Source organism: Pseudoalteromonas sp. 0802 (assembly GCF_013350085.1).
Lineage (GTDB): Bacteria > Pseudomonadota > Gammaproteobacteria > Enterobacterales > Alteromonadaceae > Pseudoalteromonas.
Genome location: NZ_JABVXE010000001.1, coordinates 1,001,921 through 1,017,808 on the forward strand (window position 1 = coordinate 1,001,921; position 15,888 = coordinate 1,017,808).

Consider the following 15,888-nt stretch of genomic DNA (forward strand, 5'->3'; position numbering starts at 1 on the left):
TTAGATTAGCGTAGCTCAACAGGAACGGCAAATACTATGTTCTCTTCTTCACCAGGATTTTCAACAACTTGATTGCCACCCAATTCTTTTAGACGAGCAATTACTTGTTGAACTAAAACTTCTGGTGCAGATGCACCTGCAGTCACACCCACTGCATTGACACTGTTGAACCAATCCGCTTCAACATTACTCGCATCATCAATTAAATAAGCAGTGGTGCCCATTTTGTCAGCAAGTTCTCGTAAACGATTTGAGTTAGAGCTATTTTTAGCCCCTACTACAAGCAGCACATCCACTTTATCTGCTAAGTCACGGACTGCATCTTGACGGTTCTGCGTAGCATAACAAATGTCATCTTTACGCGGGCCATCAATTGCCGGAAACTTAGTACGAAGTGCATCAATTACATCTGCCGTATCATCTACAGATAACGTCGTTTGGCTACAGTAAAACAGGTTTTCAGGGTTTTTAACCGTTAGGCCAGCAACATCTTCAGGGGTTTCTACTAAGTAAATACCACCCGCTTCGTTGTCGTACTGCCCCATTGTGCCTTCTACTTCAGGATGACCATGGTGACCAATTAACACGCACTCAGTACCTTTACGACTTGCGCGTGTTACTTCCATATGCACCTTTGTTACCAGTGGGCAAGTGGCATCGAACACTTTAAGGTCGCGACGTTTTGCTTCACTACGAACAGCTTGCGATACACCATGCGCACTGAAGATAACAATGCTATCGTCAGGAACCTGATCTAGCTCTTCAACAAACACAGCACCGCGATTTTTTAAGCCATCAACAACATATCGGTTGTGAACGACTTCATGGCGCACATAAATTGGCTTTTCAAAGATATCCAGTGCACGCTCCACAATGCTAATTGCACGGTCTACACCTGCGCAAAAGCCACGTGGATTCGCTAATAAAATGTCCATTAACCTGTTACCTCTAAAATATCAACTTCAAAGGTTAAGCGCTGCCCTGCAAGAGGGTGGTTGAAGTCAATCGTGACTGAGTCACCTTGAACTTCACGAACAAGACCCGGAAGCTCAGTGCCATCAGGTTGAGTAAAGGCAATAATATTACCTACTTCAGCTGGAGTATCTGCACCAAACTTACTGCGATCAACATAATAAATGTTATCTGGATTTGGCTGACCAAATGCATCTTCTGGCTCTAATGCAAATGACTTACTGTCACCAGCAGCTAAACCAAGTAAACACTTTTCAAAATTTGCTGTCAGGCTGCCATCACCCATTCGCAATTTTGCAGGTTTATTATGTACTTTAGTTGAGTCGGCTGCAGAGCCATCTTCTAACTTAATTGAGAAATGAAAGATCACTTCAGAGTTTTCACCAATTACAGCTTGGCTCATGCTTGTTGCTCCTTAGGACTTTCGCCTGTGAAGGCATCAAATAAAAGTAATGCGGCACCGATACAAATCGCACAATCGGCAATATTGAAAACAGGAAAGTGCCAGTTTTCGTAATATACATGCAGGAAGTCAATGACATAGCCATAAGCGATGCGGTCGTATAAGTTGCCAATTGCACCGGCTAATACTAACGCATAAGCAGAACATAATACTTTGTTAGACGCTGGCAAGCGTTTCAACCACCACACTAAAAGTACACTAATCGACACTGCAATTAGACTAAAGAACCAACGCTGCCAGCCACCTGAATCACTTAAAAAGCTGAAGGCTGCACCATAATTATGTACATAAGTGAAATTAAAAAATGGCAGAATATCAATCGAGTCTTCGTAGGCCATGGTACTAACGACAAGTGATTTTGTCGCATAGTCTACTACCAAAAGTAGTAGACTAAGCCATAACCAAACCAAGCCACTTTTTCCGGCTAGTTTGCTCACAAACAACTCCTATGCGAACTGACGCTGTTCACCATCGCCATCAACATTGCTTACACAACGGCCACAGATCTCAGGGTGAGCAGGATCAGCACCTACATCATCACAGTAGTGCCAACAACGCTCACATTTTTCAGCGGTTGTTGCAGCAACTTTAATGTATAAGCCATCAATTTCTGTAGCTTGCGTATCTTCTGGCTGTGCTGTTACAGTTTCAACGGTTACGCCTGACGTTAATAGTACAAAGCGCAGTTCATCACCTAATGCAGCTAATTTCGCGCTTAGCTCTTCACCTGCATAAATGTTTACGTTTGCTTGTAGAGTTGCACCAATAACTTCTTCTTTACGAGCTGCTTCTAGTACACGGTTTACTTCATCACGCACGTTAAGGATTGTTAACCAATCATCGTTGCTGAATTTACCTTGTGAAGAGGCTTGCAAGCCATCGTACCATACTGAAGTGAATACAAACTTGTCACGTTCACCTGGTAATGCTTCCCAAATTTCTTGCGCGGTGAAGCTTAAGATCGGTGCCATCCAACGCGTCATTGCTTCGGCAATGTGATAAAGTGCAGTTTGACATGAACGACGTGCGTGGCTGTCACTTTTCGCTGTATATTGACGATCTTTGATTACGTCTAGGTAGAAAGAACCAAGCTCACCTGTACAGAAGTTCATTAATTTTTGCGTTACAAGCAGCATTTGGTACTTGTCATAAGCCGCTAAAATCTCATCTTGAAGCTCAGCTGCACGACCCACAATCCAACGGTCAAGCTCAACCATGTCTTCAATAGCAACTTGATCCGTTTTTGGATCAAATCCATTTAAGTTCGCAAGTAAGTAACGGCTAGTGTTACGAATACGACGGTAACGGTCTGCTGAACGCTTAAAGATTTCATCAGATACAGTCATTTCAGCTGTAAAATCAGTTGATGCAACCCATAAACGTAAGATGTCAGCACCTAGTTTGTTCATCACGTTTTGTGGCGAAATTACGTTGCCTAATGATTTAGACATCTTGCGGCCATTTTCATCAACCGTGAAACCATGTGTTAGCACTTGCTTATATGGCGCATGACCATTAATAGCAACCGATGTCATCATTGACGACATAAACCAACCACGGTGTTGATCAGAACCTTCTAAGTAAAGATCAGCAGGACCGGTTAAATCTTCACGTGCATCAACCACACATGCGTGAGTCACACCTGAGTCAAACCATACATCTAGCGTATCTTGTACTTTCATGTATTGCTCAGCGTCATCGCCAAGTAAGGTTGCTGGATCTAAGTCATACCAAGCTTGAATACCTGATTTTTCAACCAGCTTCGCAGCTTCTTCAATTAGCTCTTCGGTATTCGGATGAAGCGCACCAGTGTCTTTATCAACGAATAATGCAATTGGCACACCCCATGTACGTTGACGTGAAATACACCAATCAGGACGGCCTTCAACCATGTTTGCAATGCGGCTCTCGCCCCACTCAGGTAACCACTCAGTCTTTTTGATTTCGCTTAATGAATCTTGACGAAGGTTAGCTTGGTCCATACTTACGAACCACTGTGGCGTAGCACGGAAGATAATAGGAGTTTTATGACGCCAGCAATGTGGGTAGCTGTGCGTAAGTGCATGATGATGCAATAACGCATTGTTTTCAGTTAATACGTCAATAACGCTCGCATTCGCTTTAAATACGTGCTGACCTGCAAACATTGGTGTGTCAGGTAAGTAAACACCGTTAGCACCAACTGGGTTAGCCACTTCTAAACCATAAGCAAGACCTGCCGCGAAATCCTCTTGACCGTGACCAGGTGCAGTATGAACAACACCAGTACCAGAATCAGTCGTTACGTGATCAGCAACAATCACAGGCACTGTGAAGTCATAGAATGGGTGAGCAACCTGTAAGTTCTCAAGTGCAGCACCTTTTACATAACCGAGTACGTGGTAATGCTTGAAGCCGTAACGGTCCATAGCATCTTTAACTAGCTCAGAACCTAAAATTAGACGTTGCTGTGCACCTTCATCATCAATTTGAACAAGAGCATATTCAAGTTTTTCGTGAACCGCTACTGCACGGTTTGCTGGTAATGTCCAAGGTGTTGTTGTCCAGATCACTGTACTAACTGCACCTGTACCTTCATGGCCTTCAGCAAGTTCAAACGCATTGATTACAGCATCTTGATCAGCAAACTGAAAACGCACATCGATTGCTGGAGACTGTTTATCTTGGTATTCAACTTCCGCTTCAGCAAGTGCTGAACCACAATCTGTACACCAGTGAACAGGCTTAGCACCTTTGTGTAGGTGACCATTTTTAATGATGCTACCAAGTACGCGAATTGCATTCGCTTCAAAGTCAAAGTTCATTGTTAAGTAAGGCTTGTCCCAGTCACCAAATACACCAAGACGTTTAAAGTCTGTTTTTTGACCTTCGACTTGTTTTTTTGCGTATGCGCGACATTTTTCACGGAACTCCGCAGCAGACACCTTAACGCCTGGCTTGCCTACTTTCTTTTCAACCATTAATTCAATTGGTAAACCGTGACAGTCCCAACCTGGTACGTAAGGTGCGTCGAAGTCAGACAAAGTTTTTGACTTAACAATAATATCTTTAAGAATTTTGTTTACCGAGTGGCCTAAATGGATATCACCGTTTGCATACGGAGGACCGTCATGCAAAATGAAGGTTTTTTTACCTTTTTTAGCGCTGCGAATTTGACCGTAAAGATCGTCTTCATACCATGTCTTAAGCATCTTTGGTTCACGTTGTGCCAAATTGCCGCGCATTGGAAACGCTGTTTCCGGTAAATTCAAAGTATGTTTGTAGTCGCTCATTAATCCTACTTTCCGTATCGGCTACCTAATTTAAACCAAAACACTGCTTAGCGGCGGTTACATCATCTGCAATCTGCGCCGTCAGTTGTGTTAATGTCTCGAATTTTTTCTCATCGCGAAGCTTTTTAATTAGCTCCACGTGCATAAATTGTCCGTAAATGTCTTGCGCAAAGTCGAAAAGATGGACTTCTAACAATGCGCGTGTTCCATTAAATGTGGGTTTGTTGCCAATATTTGCAACCCCATATAATTCTTTATCACCAACTTTAGCTCGTACCGCAAATACCCCATTTACAGGGCATACTTGGCGTTTTAGTGCTATGTTGGCAGTTCTGAACCCTAATTCACGACCTTTCGCCCAGCCATGAATTACACGTCCAGAAATCGCATAACCATGACCTAACATGGTTTTTGCATCTTCTAATTGCCCTGCAGCAAGCGCATGGCGAATAAGGGTACTACTGACTCTATCATTGAGTCTGCGAAAACTTGCAGTACTTTTCACATCCATGTTCAGCTCAGCGCCCATGGTTTTCAGTAACGCAAAATCGCCACGACGACGTTTGCCAAAACAAAAGTCATCACCAACAGTTAATGCTTTAACGCCTAGCTTTTCAACCAGTACTTGGCTGACAAACTGTTCTGCTTCCATGTTGGCAAATTGCTGATTGAAGCTAATGCAAATCACTCGCTCTACGCCTAATTTAGCAAGCAAACTGAGCTTATCACGTAGTCGCGTTAAACGCGCGGGTGCATTATCTTTAGCAAAAAACTCTTGTGGCTGAGGCTCAAATAACATCACGGTACTTGGCAATTGATGCTTTTCTGCGTCTTGCAACAAGCCTTTAATCACTTCTGCATGACCTAAGTGCACGCCATCAAAATTACCAATGGTCAACACACAGCCATAATGCTGCGCGCGAATATTGTGAATACCTCTAATTAACTCCATGCCACCTTTTTGCCTTTATCAGCGAGCCCAAAACATTGATATCGGGCTTGAAGGGCCGATTATAATCTTTTTTTTAGTTTGATTCAGTAGTTGCAACACTTTTTATCGTATTTAGTCGCACACCTAAAATAAATAAGGCCGCAAAGTAAACAAAAACCGCCAGCACTAATAACCCACTCAACAGCAACACTTGCTCAGTAAAGTGCCATGTTTTCCACGTAAATTGCTGGCCAACATACCATACTGAAGCAGCCATTAATAAACTTGAAAACAAACACTTAAAGGTGAAGCCCAGACTCATCGCAGAAAACTGATAAACGCCTTCTTTACGTAATTGATGATACAACAAATAGGCATTACAACTGGCCGACATCGCAGTTGCTAATGCTAAACCCAAATAGCCAATAAATGGAGCCAACATAATGTTAAACACCATATTTAACACCAGTGTTTTAATGCCTATTTTTACCGGAGTTTTAGTATCTTGACGTGAATAAAAACCTGGAGCTAACACCTTGATTAACATAAAGCTAACCAGTCCCACTGAGTAGGCCATCACACCGTAACTTACCGCCTTTACATGATCAATTTCACCATTTTGAAACGCACCATGATCAAATAAAACCGTAATAATGAGCGGGCTTATCACCATTAAACCAAACATGGCCGGCAAGCCTAAGAAAATAACAAATCTCACCCCCCAGTCGAGGGTTAGTTGGAAATCTTTTGTGCTTTTGGTGCTATGTAGCTTAGACAATGCGGGCAGTATGACCGTTGCTATACCGATACCAAATAAGCCAAGAGGAAACTCAATTAAACGATCTGAGTAGTAAAGCCACGCGATAGAGCCAGTCATCAACATCGAGGCGATCATGGTGTCGAGTAACAGGTTTATTTGACTGATAGACACGCCAAACAAGGCTGGTAGCATGAGTTTTCGGACTTTCTTAACGTTTTCATCTTGCCAGCCCCATTTAGGGCGGCTCAACATGCGGGCACGATACAAAAATGGCAACTGGAACAATAACTGTACTAAGCCCCCTACAAACACGCCGATGGCAAGCGCGTATGCCCCCACCGAAAATTTATCGTGCAGAAAAACAGCACACGTGATAATTGATACATTCAACAGCACAGGGGTAAATGCCGCAACAGCAAAGCGATTATATACGTTCATAACCGCACCACTTAGAGCAACCAAACTCACGAAAAATAAATAAGGGAAAGTCAGTTTTAACAGTGCACTAGCAAGTACGAACTTTTCGGCATTTTCGCCTCCTTGCCACCAGTCGATAAACCAGCCAGTGCCAAATAAAGCAGCTATGACTGGAGAGGCAACCACCCCAAACAAGGTAACGATTAATAAAATAGTACCTAGGGTACCAGCTGCTTGAGCCACAAACAGCCTGACTTTATCATCGCCTTGTTGCTCTTTTATCTCAGATAAAACCGGCACAAAAGCTTGGGCAAAGGCTCCTTCGGCAAACAAACGTCTTAAAAAGTTAGGAATTCGATTGGCAAATAAAAACACATCCGCAGCAGCACTGGCACCTAGCAGATTTGCCACAACAGCATCTCGTACTAACCCTAAAATACGCGAGATCATCGTCATTGCACTAACAATCATCCCAGAACGAAATAATCCTTTTGCCACCTTAAACCCATTATAAAAAAACTTCTAAGATGGGCGATTATGCCTAAAATATCCTTAAAGCACTAGGCTCGAACCCGACCCTTTGTTACAATAGCGATATTAACTGCTAAAGCGGCAAATTGATGTTCGTTATAAGGAGCAGTTTTTCTTGAGATGTCAAAATTTCGTTGACATTCATGATAAAAACAGGCATATTCCACGGCCTTTAAATTAAGCTTATTTTAAGATTGTTAGGAGCAAACCTTGGCTAACATCAAGTCTGCAAAAAAACGCGCTATTACGAGCGAAAAAAATCGTCAACATAACGCAAGCCGTCGTTCAATGATGCGTACTTACTTCAAAAAAGTAGTTACTGCTATTGAAGCGGGCGACAAAGAAGCTGCACAAGCGGCATTCGCTGTTGCAACACCTATCCTAGACCGTTACGCAACTAAAGGTCTAATCCACAAGAACAAAGCAGCTCGTCATAAGAGCCGTTTAGCAGCTAAAATCAAAGCGCTATAATTTGTTTTTGATGAATATGAAAAAACCGGCTTTTGCCGGTTTTTTTTTACCTGTAATTTAATTAGGCACTTTCTAAATGCCCAATAATTAATTAGCTAGACAATTTCGAGCTCTGGGTAGAACTTTTTCAACATTGCGGCAATTTTCTTAGGTGTGAAAGGTTTAACCACAAAGCCTTTAGCGCCCTTCTCAATCGCTTCTTTAACGTTTTCTACTGTTGAATGAGCCGAAACCATTACAACGTTTGCTTCAGGCGAGATTTCGTTGATTTGCGAGATAATCTCTTTACCATCCCCATCGGGTAATTCAATATCTAAAAAGATAATATTGAATTCTTTTTCTTTACATGCGCTTAAACACTGCGCGGCCGTAGAAGCCTCACGCACATTGTCGATACCTAGGTGCATTAATGTTTGATTTAAAAAACTGCGAACCGTGCCTACGTCGTCCACAATAAGAATTGAAAGCTGCGTATCCATACTATTCCTCTTAACTATGAAGATAAACACTCATTGCACTTAAGAGTGTAACGCATTTAAGCTATAAGTGATTTGAATTTGACTATTATATCAAAAACTTCGTTATAATCTCATTATAGAGACCTATATTAAAAAGGCCAGATAAGCTTTATGTCTAATAAAATAAAAAAACAATCTTTGCTTGGTAAAACCCCCGAACGAAAAAAACCAACACAAGCAAAGCGCCAAAGACCAGTCCCCCAACAACAAGCACGCGCACAAGCTGCGCAGCAAAGTGCACCTGAAATTGAGCTTAAAAAAAGCAAAACACGCTGGTATGCGCTCGCAGCAGTTGTATTAATTCTGCTAATTACGCCCAAACCTGTGTTAATCACTTATGAAAAGCTAGGTATGGTCTCGCAAAGTGTATTTTGGCCAGGGGTTTTTGGTTATGGTGCAAACTTATTTGATTCAACCCTCAGCCCCCGTGCAGACCTAAGCCGCAACATTATTTACCTGTGCCAGGATAAGCGCAAACCAGATACTTGCCAGAAGTATCGCGTGACAGAGCAAAGTGGTTTTTTTGCTGCCATGAAAAAGCTAATAATGGATTAAAAAATCTAATCCGAAAATTTAAAATTACTTGGTTGAAAGCTGTGTAAAAGATCACCATAATGGCGCTCCTTTTTCAACACAGACACGATCAGATACGACCATGCTAAACGAGCTAGATTGGCTTTTAAACTTAACGTTACTTGCACTAGGACTAGGTGCATTTTTTATTAACCAGCTTACATTACTGCGTTTTGCAGCGATTAGCGCGTGTAGTTTATTATTTTTATCGTTTAGTTTAGATCTGATGTCATCAAGCGTTATCTCAAATATGAGCTTGGTGTTGATCAACACATTTTATTTATTCAAGGTCTACACATTTGGCCAATTGAATATCAATCAAGGTTAATCTTCTCCTAAGATAAATTGATAGAATAGGCTATCCCATCTATCAGCTTTTATGCCCAAGCAGCCCTCTGCTTGGGCTTTTTTTTACTTACAAAATGATTGAACTGAGATACCATATAGATTATTTGGAGGTACCTTATGTCATCAAACGACTTCGACTTATTTCTCTCATCAATGGAAGACGTAAAACCTCTTAAGCATGACACTGTTCAGTTTGATTCTACGAAACAGGGCCCTTCTTTAGCGCAACAAGAAAAACGTAAAGCAGCTGAGTGTGATTTAGCAATTGATGAAAACTACTTACGTACTGAATTCGTTGAGCTATTAGATCCTCATGCCATATTGGCATTTAAAAAAGATGGCGTACAAGGCCAAGTATATAAAAATCTGCGTTTAGCTAAATATCAACTCGATGCCACGCTTGATTTGCATGGCCAGCCTCTTCAACGAGCGCGCAGTACGCTTTTTAATTTTATTGATGACTGCCATAAACGAAATATTCGTGTCGTACTAATTCGCCATGGTATTGGTATCAAAAATAAATCACAGCCGGGTATTTTAAAGAGCTATACCAATAAGTGGCTGCAAGAAATTCCAGCGGTTTTAGCCTTTCATAGCGCCCTTAAGCATCATGGTGGTAGCGGTGCGACGTATGTGATGATTAAAAAGTCAGACGAGAAGAAACACGAGAACAGAGAAATCCATTCAAAAAGAAGTTGATAGAATAAGTGATTGAAGTGCAGCACAAAAACATGCTGCACATATTAACTATGATTGGTTGGTTATGATTGGCTAACTTCAATAGCCTGAGCTGGCTGCTCCGACGCATTCGCTTGATTAAACCATGCTGAAACACCAAGAACGATTACTGACACTACGACTAGACTAAATTTAGCTCCACCTTGATTAGATTTCATAACGCCTCTTTTTTATTGTTGTTTTTTTATTGAGCAACAACAGAATAGCAAAGTTACAGATGTTAACAAGGTGTATATTAAACTAATTTGTAATGTGTCAATAACCTTTTGTTCTATCAACCTGATTTATTAGATTTTTACCTTCAATTAATCTTTTGACATTACCCGCAATTTGCAAAGTCACAGTCTCTAAATCTGACAATGCAGCACAGTGAGGTGTTAAGGTCACCTTTTCATGAGACCAGTAAGCATGCGACTTAGGTAAAGGCTCTTCGCTGAACACATCAAGGGTAGCGCCTCGTAATTGCTCACTATCAAGTGCTTCAAGCAAGTCTTCATCGACAACATGCTTACCTCTGGCAACATTAATAAGCACCGCATGATTTTGCAATTTACTTAGCAGTGATTTGTTAATGATACCCTGAGTGTGTTGGTTAAGTGGCAACAAGCACACGAGATAATCAATTTGACCAAGCATGTCATCTAATCCCTGCTGTGTGTAATAGGTACTTACTTCAGCATCGTGTTTTTCACTATTAGACCAAGCACTCACTCTAAAGCCATTTGCGAGTAAACGCTTAGCACAGGCTTTACCTAGTTCACCATAACCCAAAATACCCACATGTTGATGTGAATACGCTCGCTTTGGCTTCCAAGTACTGGCTGATTGTTTTAAATAATATTCTTTGAGTCTCAGCTTGTGTGCCAACACATGGGTCAACACGTACTCTGCCATATCATTTGCAAGATTATCATCAACAATTCTAACAACGGGGACGTGCGCCGCTATCTTCGTTAAGTCGATGCTATCAACGCCTGCACCAAATGAAGAAACTGCTTTTAAATTTACCAGCTTAGGCCATAAATCAGCAGGGGCATTCCAAGCCAGTACAAACTCTACAGCTTCGTAGTCGGTGCATTCAGACCAAAGCTGCACGTCAACCTCTGGTAATAACGCTTGTAATCGAGCAATTAATTGGCTGCAATCTCGGCCTGTTACAGCTACAAGTAAAATCATTGTCTTCTCCATTTTGCCTCGTACTCGAAGCGCTCTTTAAAAAGTCACACAACTGCAACCTAACTGTCACAGCGAACTCTTACCCTAATCTCATCGCTGAAAGCGTTTATGTTTGAGGTTTGTATGATCAGTGTTGATAAAGTAATAGAAGCAAATTTACCACAGTTAGAAAATTCACCAAAAGTAAAAGGCTTAGTAAAGAAAGGTCTGGGTTATTTATTACATGAGCAAGAGTTTGTTGCCTTTGGTGATGCATACCCACATTTACAAGGACTTGAGTTTGTAGAGCAAGTACTTGATGAGCTAGACTTTGACACGCGCTACAAGCCAAAGCAAATGGAACATATTCCTAGTGAAGGTAATGTCGTTATTGTCGCTAACCACCCTATCGGCTCTCTTGATGCATTAGCGCTGATAAAAGTCTTATCAAGTGTGCGCCCCGACTTAAAAGTCGTTGCAAACCGCATGCTGATGTCAATCACTCCGATGCACTCGTTACTCCTTCCCGTTGATAACCTCTCTGGTACAAGTAAAAAGAAAGAACTTGCTAATATCCAAAAGCATTTAAAATCAGACGGTGCGTTATTAATCTTTCCTGCAGGTGAGGTGTCACGCTTAAGTCCAACGGGCATTAAAGACTGTAAATGGAATACTGGCTTTTTGCGTATGGCAAAGAAAGCCAACGCACCTATTTTGCCAATTTACATTAAAGCGAAAAACAGCCCATTATTCTACGGCACCTCAATGATCTACAAACCCTTAGCCAGTTTGTTGTTAGTCAAAGAGATGTTCAAACAGCGACAAAAATCATTAGAGTTTGAAATTGGCGCTTCCATCCCACCTGAGTCATATTTAATCGAGAATTTAAAAGACAAAGAAATAGCTCAGCTGATAAGAAAGCAGTTGTATCGACTTATCACTAAAAAGCCTCTGCCCTTAAAAACACAAACCCCTATTGCCAGTCCAGAAGCAACGAAAGACCTTAAAAAAGCCATCGAAGAGTGTGAGCTATTAGGTGAAACCTCTGATGGTATGAAAATTTACTTATACCAATACTGTGGTAGCTCACCAATTTTCCGTGAACTAGGACGACTACGTGAAATTGCGTTTCGGGCAGTCGGTGAAGGCAGTGGCAAACGCCGAGATATAGATAAATACGACATGGATTATCAACACCTTGTACTGTGGGATGCTAAGCAACTTGAACTAGTCGGCGCATACCGACTTGCCTGCGCACAAGACATTATAGAAAAACATGGCCGCAAAGGTTTATATACCGACAGTCTATTTAGCTACAGCGGTGATATGGCGCCGTATTTTGAAAAGGGCATTGAGCTTGGTCGCAGCTTTGTGCAACCCAAATACTGGGGCAGAAAGAGCCTAGATTATTTGTGGTTTGGCATTGGCGCATTTGTGAGCCGCTACCCGCAATACCGCTATTTGTTTGGCGCAGTCAGCGTGTCTAACGCGCTCCCCGAGCAAGCTAAATCGCTACTTGTTCACTATTACCAACATTATTATGGTGCAAAACAAGTGTTAGCTATCCCCAATAATGAATATCGCCATACCGAATCACAAAAAGAACAATGTGCTCAGTTATTTGCTGGGGATGATATTAAAGAAGACTTTGTTGAACTTAAGCATGTACTTGCCAATATCGGCGCGCAAGTCCCAACCCTATTTAAACAATACACAGAGCTTTGCGAGCCAGGAGGTGTGCAGTTTTTAAGTTTTAGCATCGACCCTGAGTTTAATAACTGCATTGATGGTTTAGTGCTTGTCGACTTAGATAAAGTGAAAGCGACTAAGGCCAAACGATACTTAGGACAGACACGCGAATAGTCGTTATAAAATAGCTAAAAAAGTCGGCATGCTCGCCGACTTTTTTCTTTTTAATTAAAGATATTTCTAAGTGCAGCTAAATATATTTGCTCAATAGTTTTTAAATCTGCGATAGGAACATGCTCATTAACTTGATGAATGGTATGGTTTCGCACCCCACATTCAATCACTTGTGTGTGCTCATTAGCAAAAAAGCGGCCATCTGATGTGCCACCACTGGTACTTAGCATAGGGAAGCTGCCAGTTACTTCATGCACGGCTTGTTCAAGCTGCTGCAATAAGCAATTGCTTGCTTGATGCAGGGTATAAAATGATTCACACGGGCGTTCCCAAACAAGCGTTAGCTGCGATGCTAGATCTGCCAATGCAAACTGAATTTCTTCTTTAACGTCTTTACTTTTGTAGCCATGACTATAACGTACGTTAAACGTGAGCTCACACTGAGCAGGAACAAGATTATCTACCACATTGGCAATATTAATTCCGGTCACTTGCAGTGTTGTAGCCGAACTAGCTTCATCTTTGTGCCAGCTAATTGCCGTTAGGCGCTTCACTACCTCTGCACTTAAATGCGCTGCGTTTATAGTGTTTGCTGGATAGGCAACATGCCCAGCTTTACCTTGAATAGATAATCGAGCAGACAATGCTCCCCTTCTGCCATTTTTAATGGTATCACCCACATGCAAATGACTCGTCGGCTCGCCTACTAAGCAACCATCAAGTACAACACCTTGTTTGGCTAACCGCTCAGCAATCAATAAGGAGCCGTATTCAGCCTCGCCCTCTTCATCTGAGGTTATTAACCAGTAAAATGTGCCGCGTTTATTGCTATTTTGCGCTAAAAAACGTTTTGTTGCGCAAAGCATAGCTGCAACACCGCCTTTCATATCTGCTGCGCCACGGCCATAGACACTGCCATCGACTATCTCGCCACTAAAAGGTTCAACTCGCCAATCACCTTCTGCAGCAGGGACCACATCAATATGGCCAGAAAAAGCAACGATAGGGCCTTCACCAAAGGTGATTTTAGCAATTAAATTAGTAACATGATTAAAGCCAAATACTTCACAGTCAAAGCCGAGCTGGCTTAAGTTACCTTCAAGCCAATCAATTGCACCCGCTTGAGCAGGCGTTACCGATTTAAATCGGAGCAAGGTTTGTAATGTTTCTACCACATCTGATTGCACCGAGAAGTGGGTTGCTAACTCTGCATTTGATATCAAACTCATAATAACCCTAGTCAGTTAGAAAGCTTAGGTTATTACAACGAGAGTTTATGACCGCAGTGTGAAACTTAAATTAATGATTTCCTTCTTCGATGAGGGTTTCTTGGGTTACCTTGGCAATATCTTTGTCTTCTTTGGTTAGTTGTGTTCGTTGCCAACGACCAGCTGCGAACCAAAGATAAGTAATGATCGCCACAAGCACATTTGTAATAGCAAAGGAATACCAAATTCCCTGCGGTCCAAGTGAGGTATGCTTAGACAAAATATACGCTGCAGGAAATTGAATAACACATTGCGAAAGTAGTGACACAACCATTGCATTAAGCATGTTTCCTGAAGCCCTAAATGCAGCAACCACACAAAGCTGCACGCCTATTCCGCCCCAAGTTAAACACATAACGCGAATGAACTCTGCGCCACCAGCAATCACAGACTCATCATCAGGAATGAAAAAAGCCACAAAGTATTCAGCAAACAGATAAGCTACAACGCCCACTAAAGTTAGGCCTAGTAACCCCCACAGCGAGGCTAAACGTGTTATTTGTGCTGCACGCTGTGGATTTCTTGCCCCCATGTTTTGACCAACCAAGGTTGAAACAGCCATTGAAAGACCCATTGCAGGGATCATCACCATTTGTAAAATATTAGAACCAACACCATAAGAGGCAATGGTGTGTGTACCAAAGCTGGCAACCAAAAACGACATAATGATTAAGCCAAAGGCTCTCGCAGAAAGTTCAACCGAGCCAGGAGCCCCTAAAAAGAAGGCTTGTTTCATATATTGCCAGTCTGGTTTAAAGCTTGAGAGTTTAAGTTGGATGCCGTGGCGGCCTCGCAAAAACACCCATACCCCGATTGCAGCCGCTAAGCTTTGCGTGATTAGTGTGGCTAGTGCAGCCCCCATTACGCCAAATCCAGCAAAGTCACCAAAACCAAAAATCAGTAAAGGGTCGAGCACAAAATTGAGTAATACAGTAGCGCTTACAATATAAAGCGGTACCTTGGTTTGCCCTATGCCACGCATTAAGGCTTGAAACATGGCATAAATAAATACAAACACAACGCCAATAAAAGATACATGCATAAATTTAAGCGCATCACCAAACACTTGATCTTCAACACCTAATAAAGTCAAAAAGTAAGGAGAAAGCACATAGCCTATTAAACCAAGTATGGTTGCGGTAATTGTCACCATTAACATAGTTTGTGCAGCAACATGGTTTACCTTATCTTGCTGACCAGCTCCCATGTATTGAGCGGATAAAATAGCGCCCGCCATTGCCAAACCAGAGCCAATAGCAATCACCAAAAAGGTAACTGGCATACTGACAGAAACGGCAGCCACTTGTTCTGCCCCTAAGCGCCCTACCCAAAATGCATCGGTCAACTGATAAGCAGACTGCAAAATATTGATTAAGATGATCGGGATACCTAATTTAAGTAACGCTTTTGAAATCGAGCCATGAAGAAATAAGTGCTGCGGATCAGCCATGAAAAACACCTAATTAAGCAAATAACCCTGTTAGTTTACCAGCCGCAACTGAATATAGAGTCAATAAGAGTCAATCTTTTTTTTGCTGTACCTGTTTAAAAACTTAATCTAAATCAATAAATGGCTTCACTTAGTTCAAACATTTTTGAAACTTTGAT

The 15,888-nt window shown here is 41.8% G+C and carries 16 protein-coding genes; 5 read left to right on the forward strand and 11 right to left on the reverse strand.

The genetic code is table 11. The annotated features are described in order from the left end of the window. Positions 1-5: 5 nt before the first annotated feature. The 6 genes from ispH to murJ form a co-directional block, all read right to left on the reverse strand. On the reverse strand, positions 6-935 hold the full coding sequence (gene ispH / locus HUS61_RS04645) for a 4-hydroxy-3-methylbut-2-enyl diphosphate reductase (RefSeq protein ID WP_062564284.1): 930 nt from the start codon (positions 933-935) through the stop codon (positions 6-8). After that, on the reverse strand, positions 935-1,375 hold the full coding sequence (gene fkpB / locus HUS61_RS04650; protein ID WP_055020954.1) for an FKBP-type peptidyl-prolyl cis-trans isomerase: 441 nt from the start codon (positions 1,373-1,375) through the stop codon (positions 935-937). The genes ispH and fkpB overlap by 1 nt, the downstream gene beginning before the upstream one ends. After that, positions 1,372-1,872: a signal peptidase II gene (gene lspA / locus HUS61_RS04655; RefSeq protein WP_175082048.1), complete on the reverse strand. Its 501-nt coding sequence runs from the start codon at positions 1,870-1,872 to the stop codon at positions 1,372-1,374. Before lspA ends, fkpB begins: the two co-directional genes overlap by 4 nt. Positions 1,873-1,881: 9 nt before the next feature. Beyond that, on the reverse strand, positions 1,882-4,707 hold the full coding sequence (gene ileS / locus HUS61_RS04660) for an isoleucine--tRNA ligase (protein ID WP_175082047.1): 2,826 nt from the start codon (positions 4,705-4,707) through the stop codon (positions 1,882-1,884). Between the two features lie 25 nt (positions 4,708-4,732). Next, a complete protein-coding gene (gene ribF / locus HUS61_RS04665) occupies positions 4,733-5,659 on the reverse strand; it encodes a bifunctional riboflavin kinase/FAD synthetase (RefSeq protein ID WP_062564282.1) in 927 nt (308 codons plus the stop codon). A gap of 73 nt (positions 5,660-5,732) precedes the next feature. Next, on the reverse strand, positions 5,733-7,313 hold the full coding sequence (gene murJ, locus HUS61_RS04670) for a murein biosynthesis integral membrane protein MurJ (RefSeq protein WP_282658888.1): 1,581 nt from the start codon (positions 7,311-7,313) through the stop codon (positions 5,733-5,735). Positions 7,314-7,556: 243 nt separating this feature from the next. Between murJ and rpsT the strand changes: the two genes are divergently transcribed. Next, on the forward strand, positions 7,557-7,817 hold the full coding sequence (gene rpsT, locus HUS61_RS04675; RefSeq protein WP_054561913.1) for a 30S ribosomal protein S20: 261 nt from the start codon (positions 7,557-7,559) through the stop codon (positions 7,815-7,817). Between the two features lie 95 nt (positions 7,818-7,912). On the opposite strand, the gene HUS61_RS04680 is transcribed toward rpsT, so the two are convergent. Further along, entirely contained in the window at positions 7,913-8,296 is a 384-nt protein-coding gene (locus HUS61_RS04680) for a response regulator (RefSeq protein WP_054561914.1), read from the reverse strand. A gap of 150 nt (positions 8,297-8,446) precedes the next feature. On the opposite strand from HUS61_RS04680, the gene HUS61_RS04685 reads away from it, so the two are divergent. The 3 genes from HUS61_RS04685 (at position 8,447) to smrA (ending at position 9,955) form a co-directional block, all read left to right on the forward strand. Beyond that, on the forward strand, positions 8,447-8,890 hold the full coding sequence (locus HUS61_RS04685; protein ID WP_175082046.1) for a hypothetical protein: 444 nt from the start codon (positions 8,447-8,449) through the stop codon (positions 8,888-8,890). Between the two features lie 100 nt (positions 8,891-8,990). Continuing rightward, positions 8,991-9,236, forward strand: a complete 246-nt coding sequence (locus HUS61_RS04690; protein ID WP_054551958.1) for a hypothetical protein — start codon at positions 8,991-8,993, stop codon at positions 9,234-9,236. A gap of 137 nt (positions 9,237-9,373) precedes the next feature. Then, positions 9,374-9,955, forward strand: a complete 582-nt coding sequence (smrA, locus tag HUS61_RS04695; RefSeq protein WP_175082045.1) for a DNA endonuclease SmrA — start codon at positions 9,374-9,376, stop codon at positions 9,953-9,955. Between the two features lie 62 nt (positions 9,956-10,017). On the opposite strand, the gene HUS61_RS21605 is transcribed toward smrA, so the two are convergent. Together HUS61_RS21605 and HUS61_RS04700 are read right to left on the reverse strand one after the other, a co-directional pair. Next, a complete protein-coding gene (locus HUS61_RS21605; protein ID WP_258535966.1) occupies positions 10,018-10,152 on the reverse strand; it encodes a hypothetical protein in 135 nt (44 codons plus the stop codon). 97 nt (positions 10,153-10,249) lie between these two features. Continuing rightward, entirely contained in the window at positions 10,250-11,170 is a 921-nt protein-coding gene (locus HUS61_RS04700; protein ID WP_175082044.1) for a glyoxylate/hydroxypyruvate reductase A, read from the reverse strand. 123 nt (positions 11,171-11,293) lie between these two features. On the opposite strand from HUS61_RS04700, the gene HUS61_RS04705 reads away from it, so the two are divergent. After that, a complete protein-coding gene (locus tag HUS61_RS04705) occupies positions 11,294-13,012 on the forward strand; it encodes a lysophospholipid acyltransferase family protein (RefSeq protein WP_130166992.1) in 1,719 nt (572 codons plus the stop codon). A gap of 50 nt (positions 13,013-13,062) precedes the next feature. Here the strand turns inward: HUS61_RS04705 and dapE are convergent, their stop codons facing one another. Then, positions 13,063-14,241 (reverse strand): succinyl-diaminopimelate desuccinylase, encoded by a 1,179-nt coding sequence (gene dapE, locus HUS61_RS04710; RefSeq protein ID WP_130166991.1) that lies wholly within the window; start codon positions 14,239-14,241, stop codon positions 13,063-13,065. A gap of 70 nt (positions 14,242-14,311) precedes the next feature. Continuing rightward, entirely contained in the window at positions 14,312-15,730 is a 1,419-nt protein-coding gene (locus HUS61_RS04715) for an MATE family efflux transporter (protein ID WP_130166990.1), read from the reverse strand. Between the last annotated feature and the right edge of the window lie 158 nt (positions 15,731-15,888).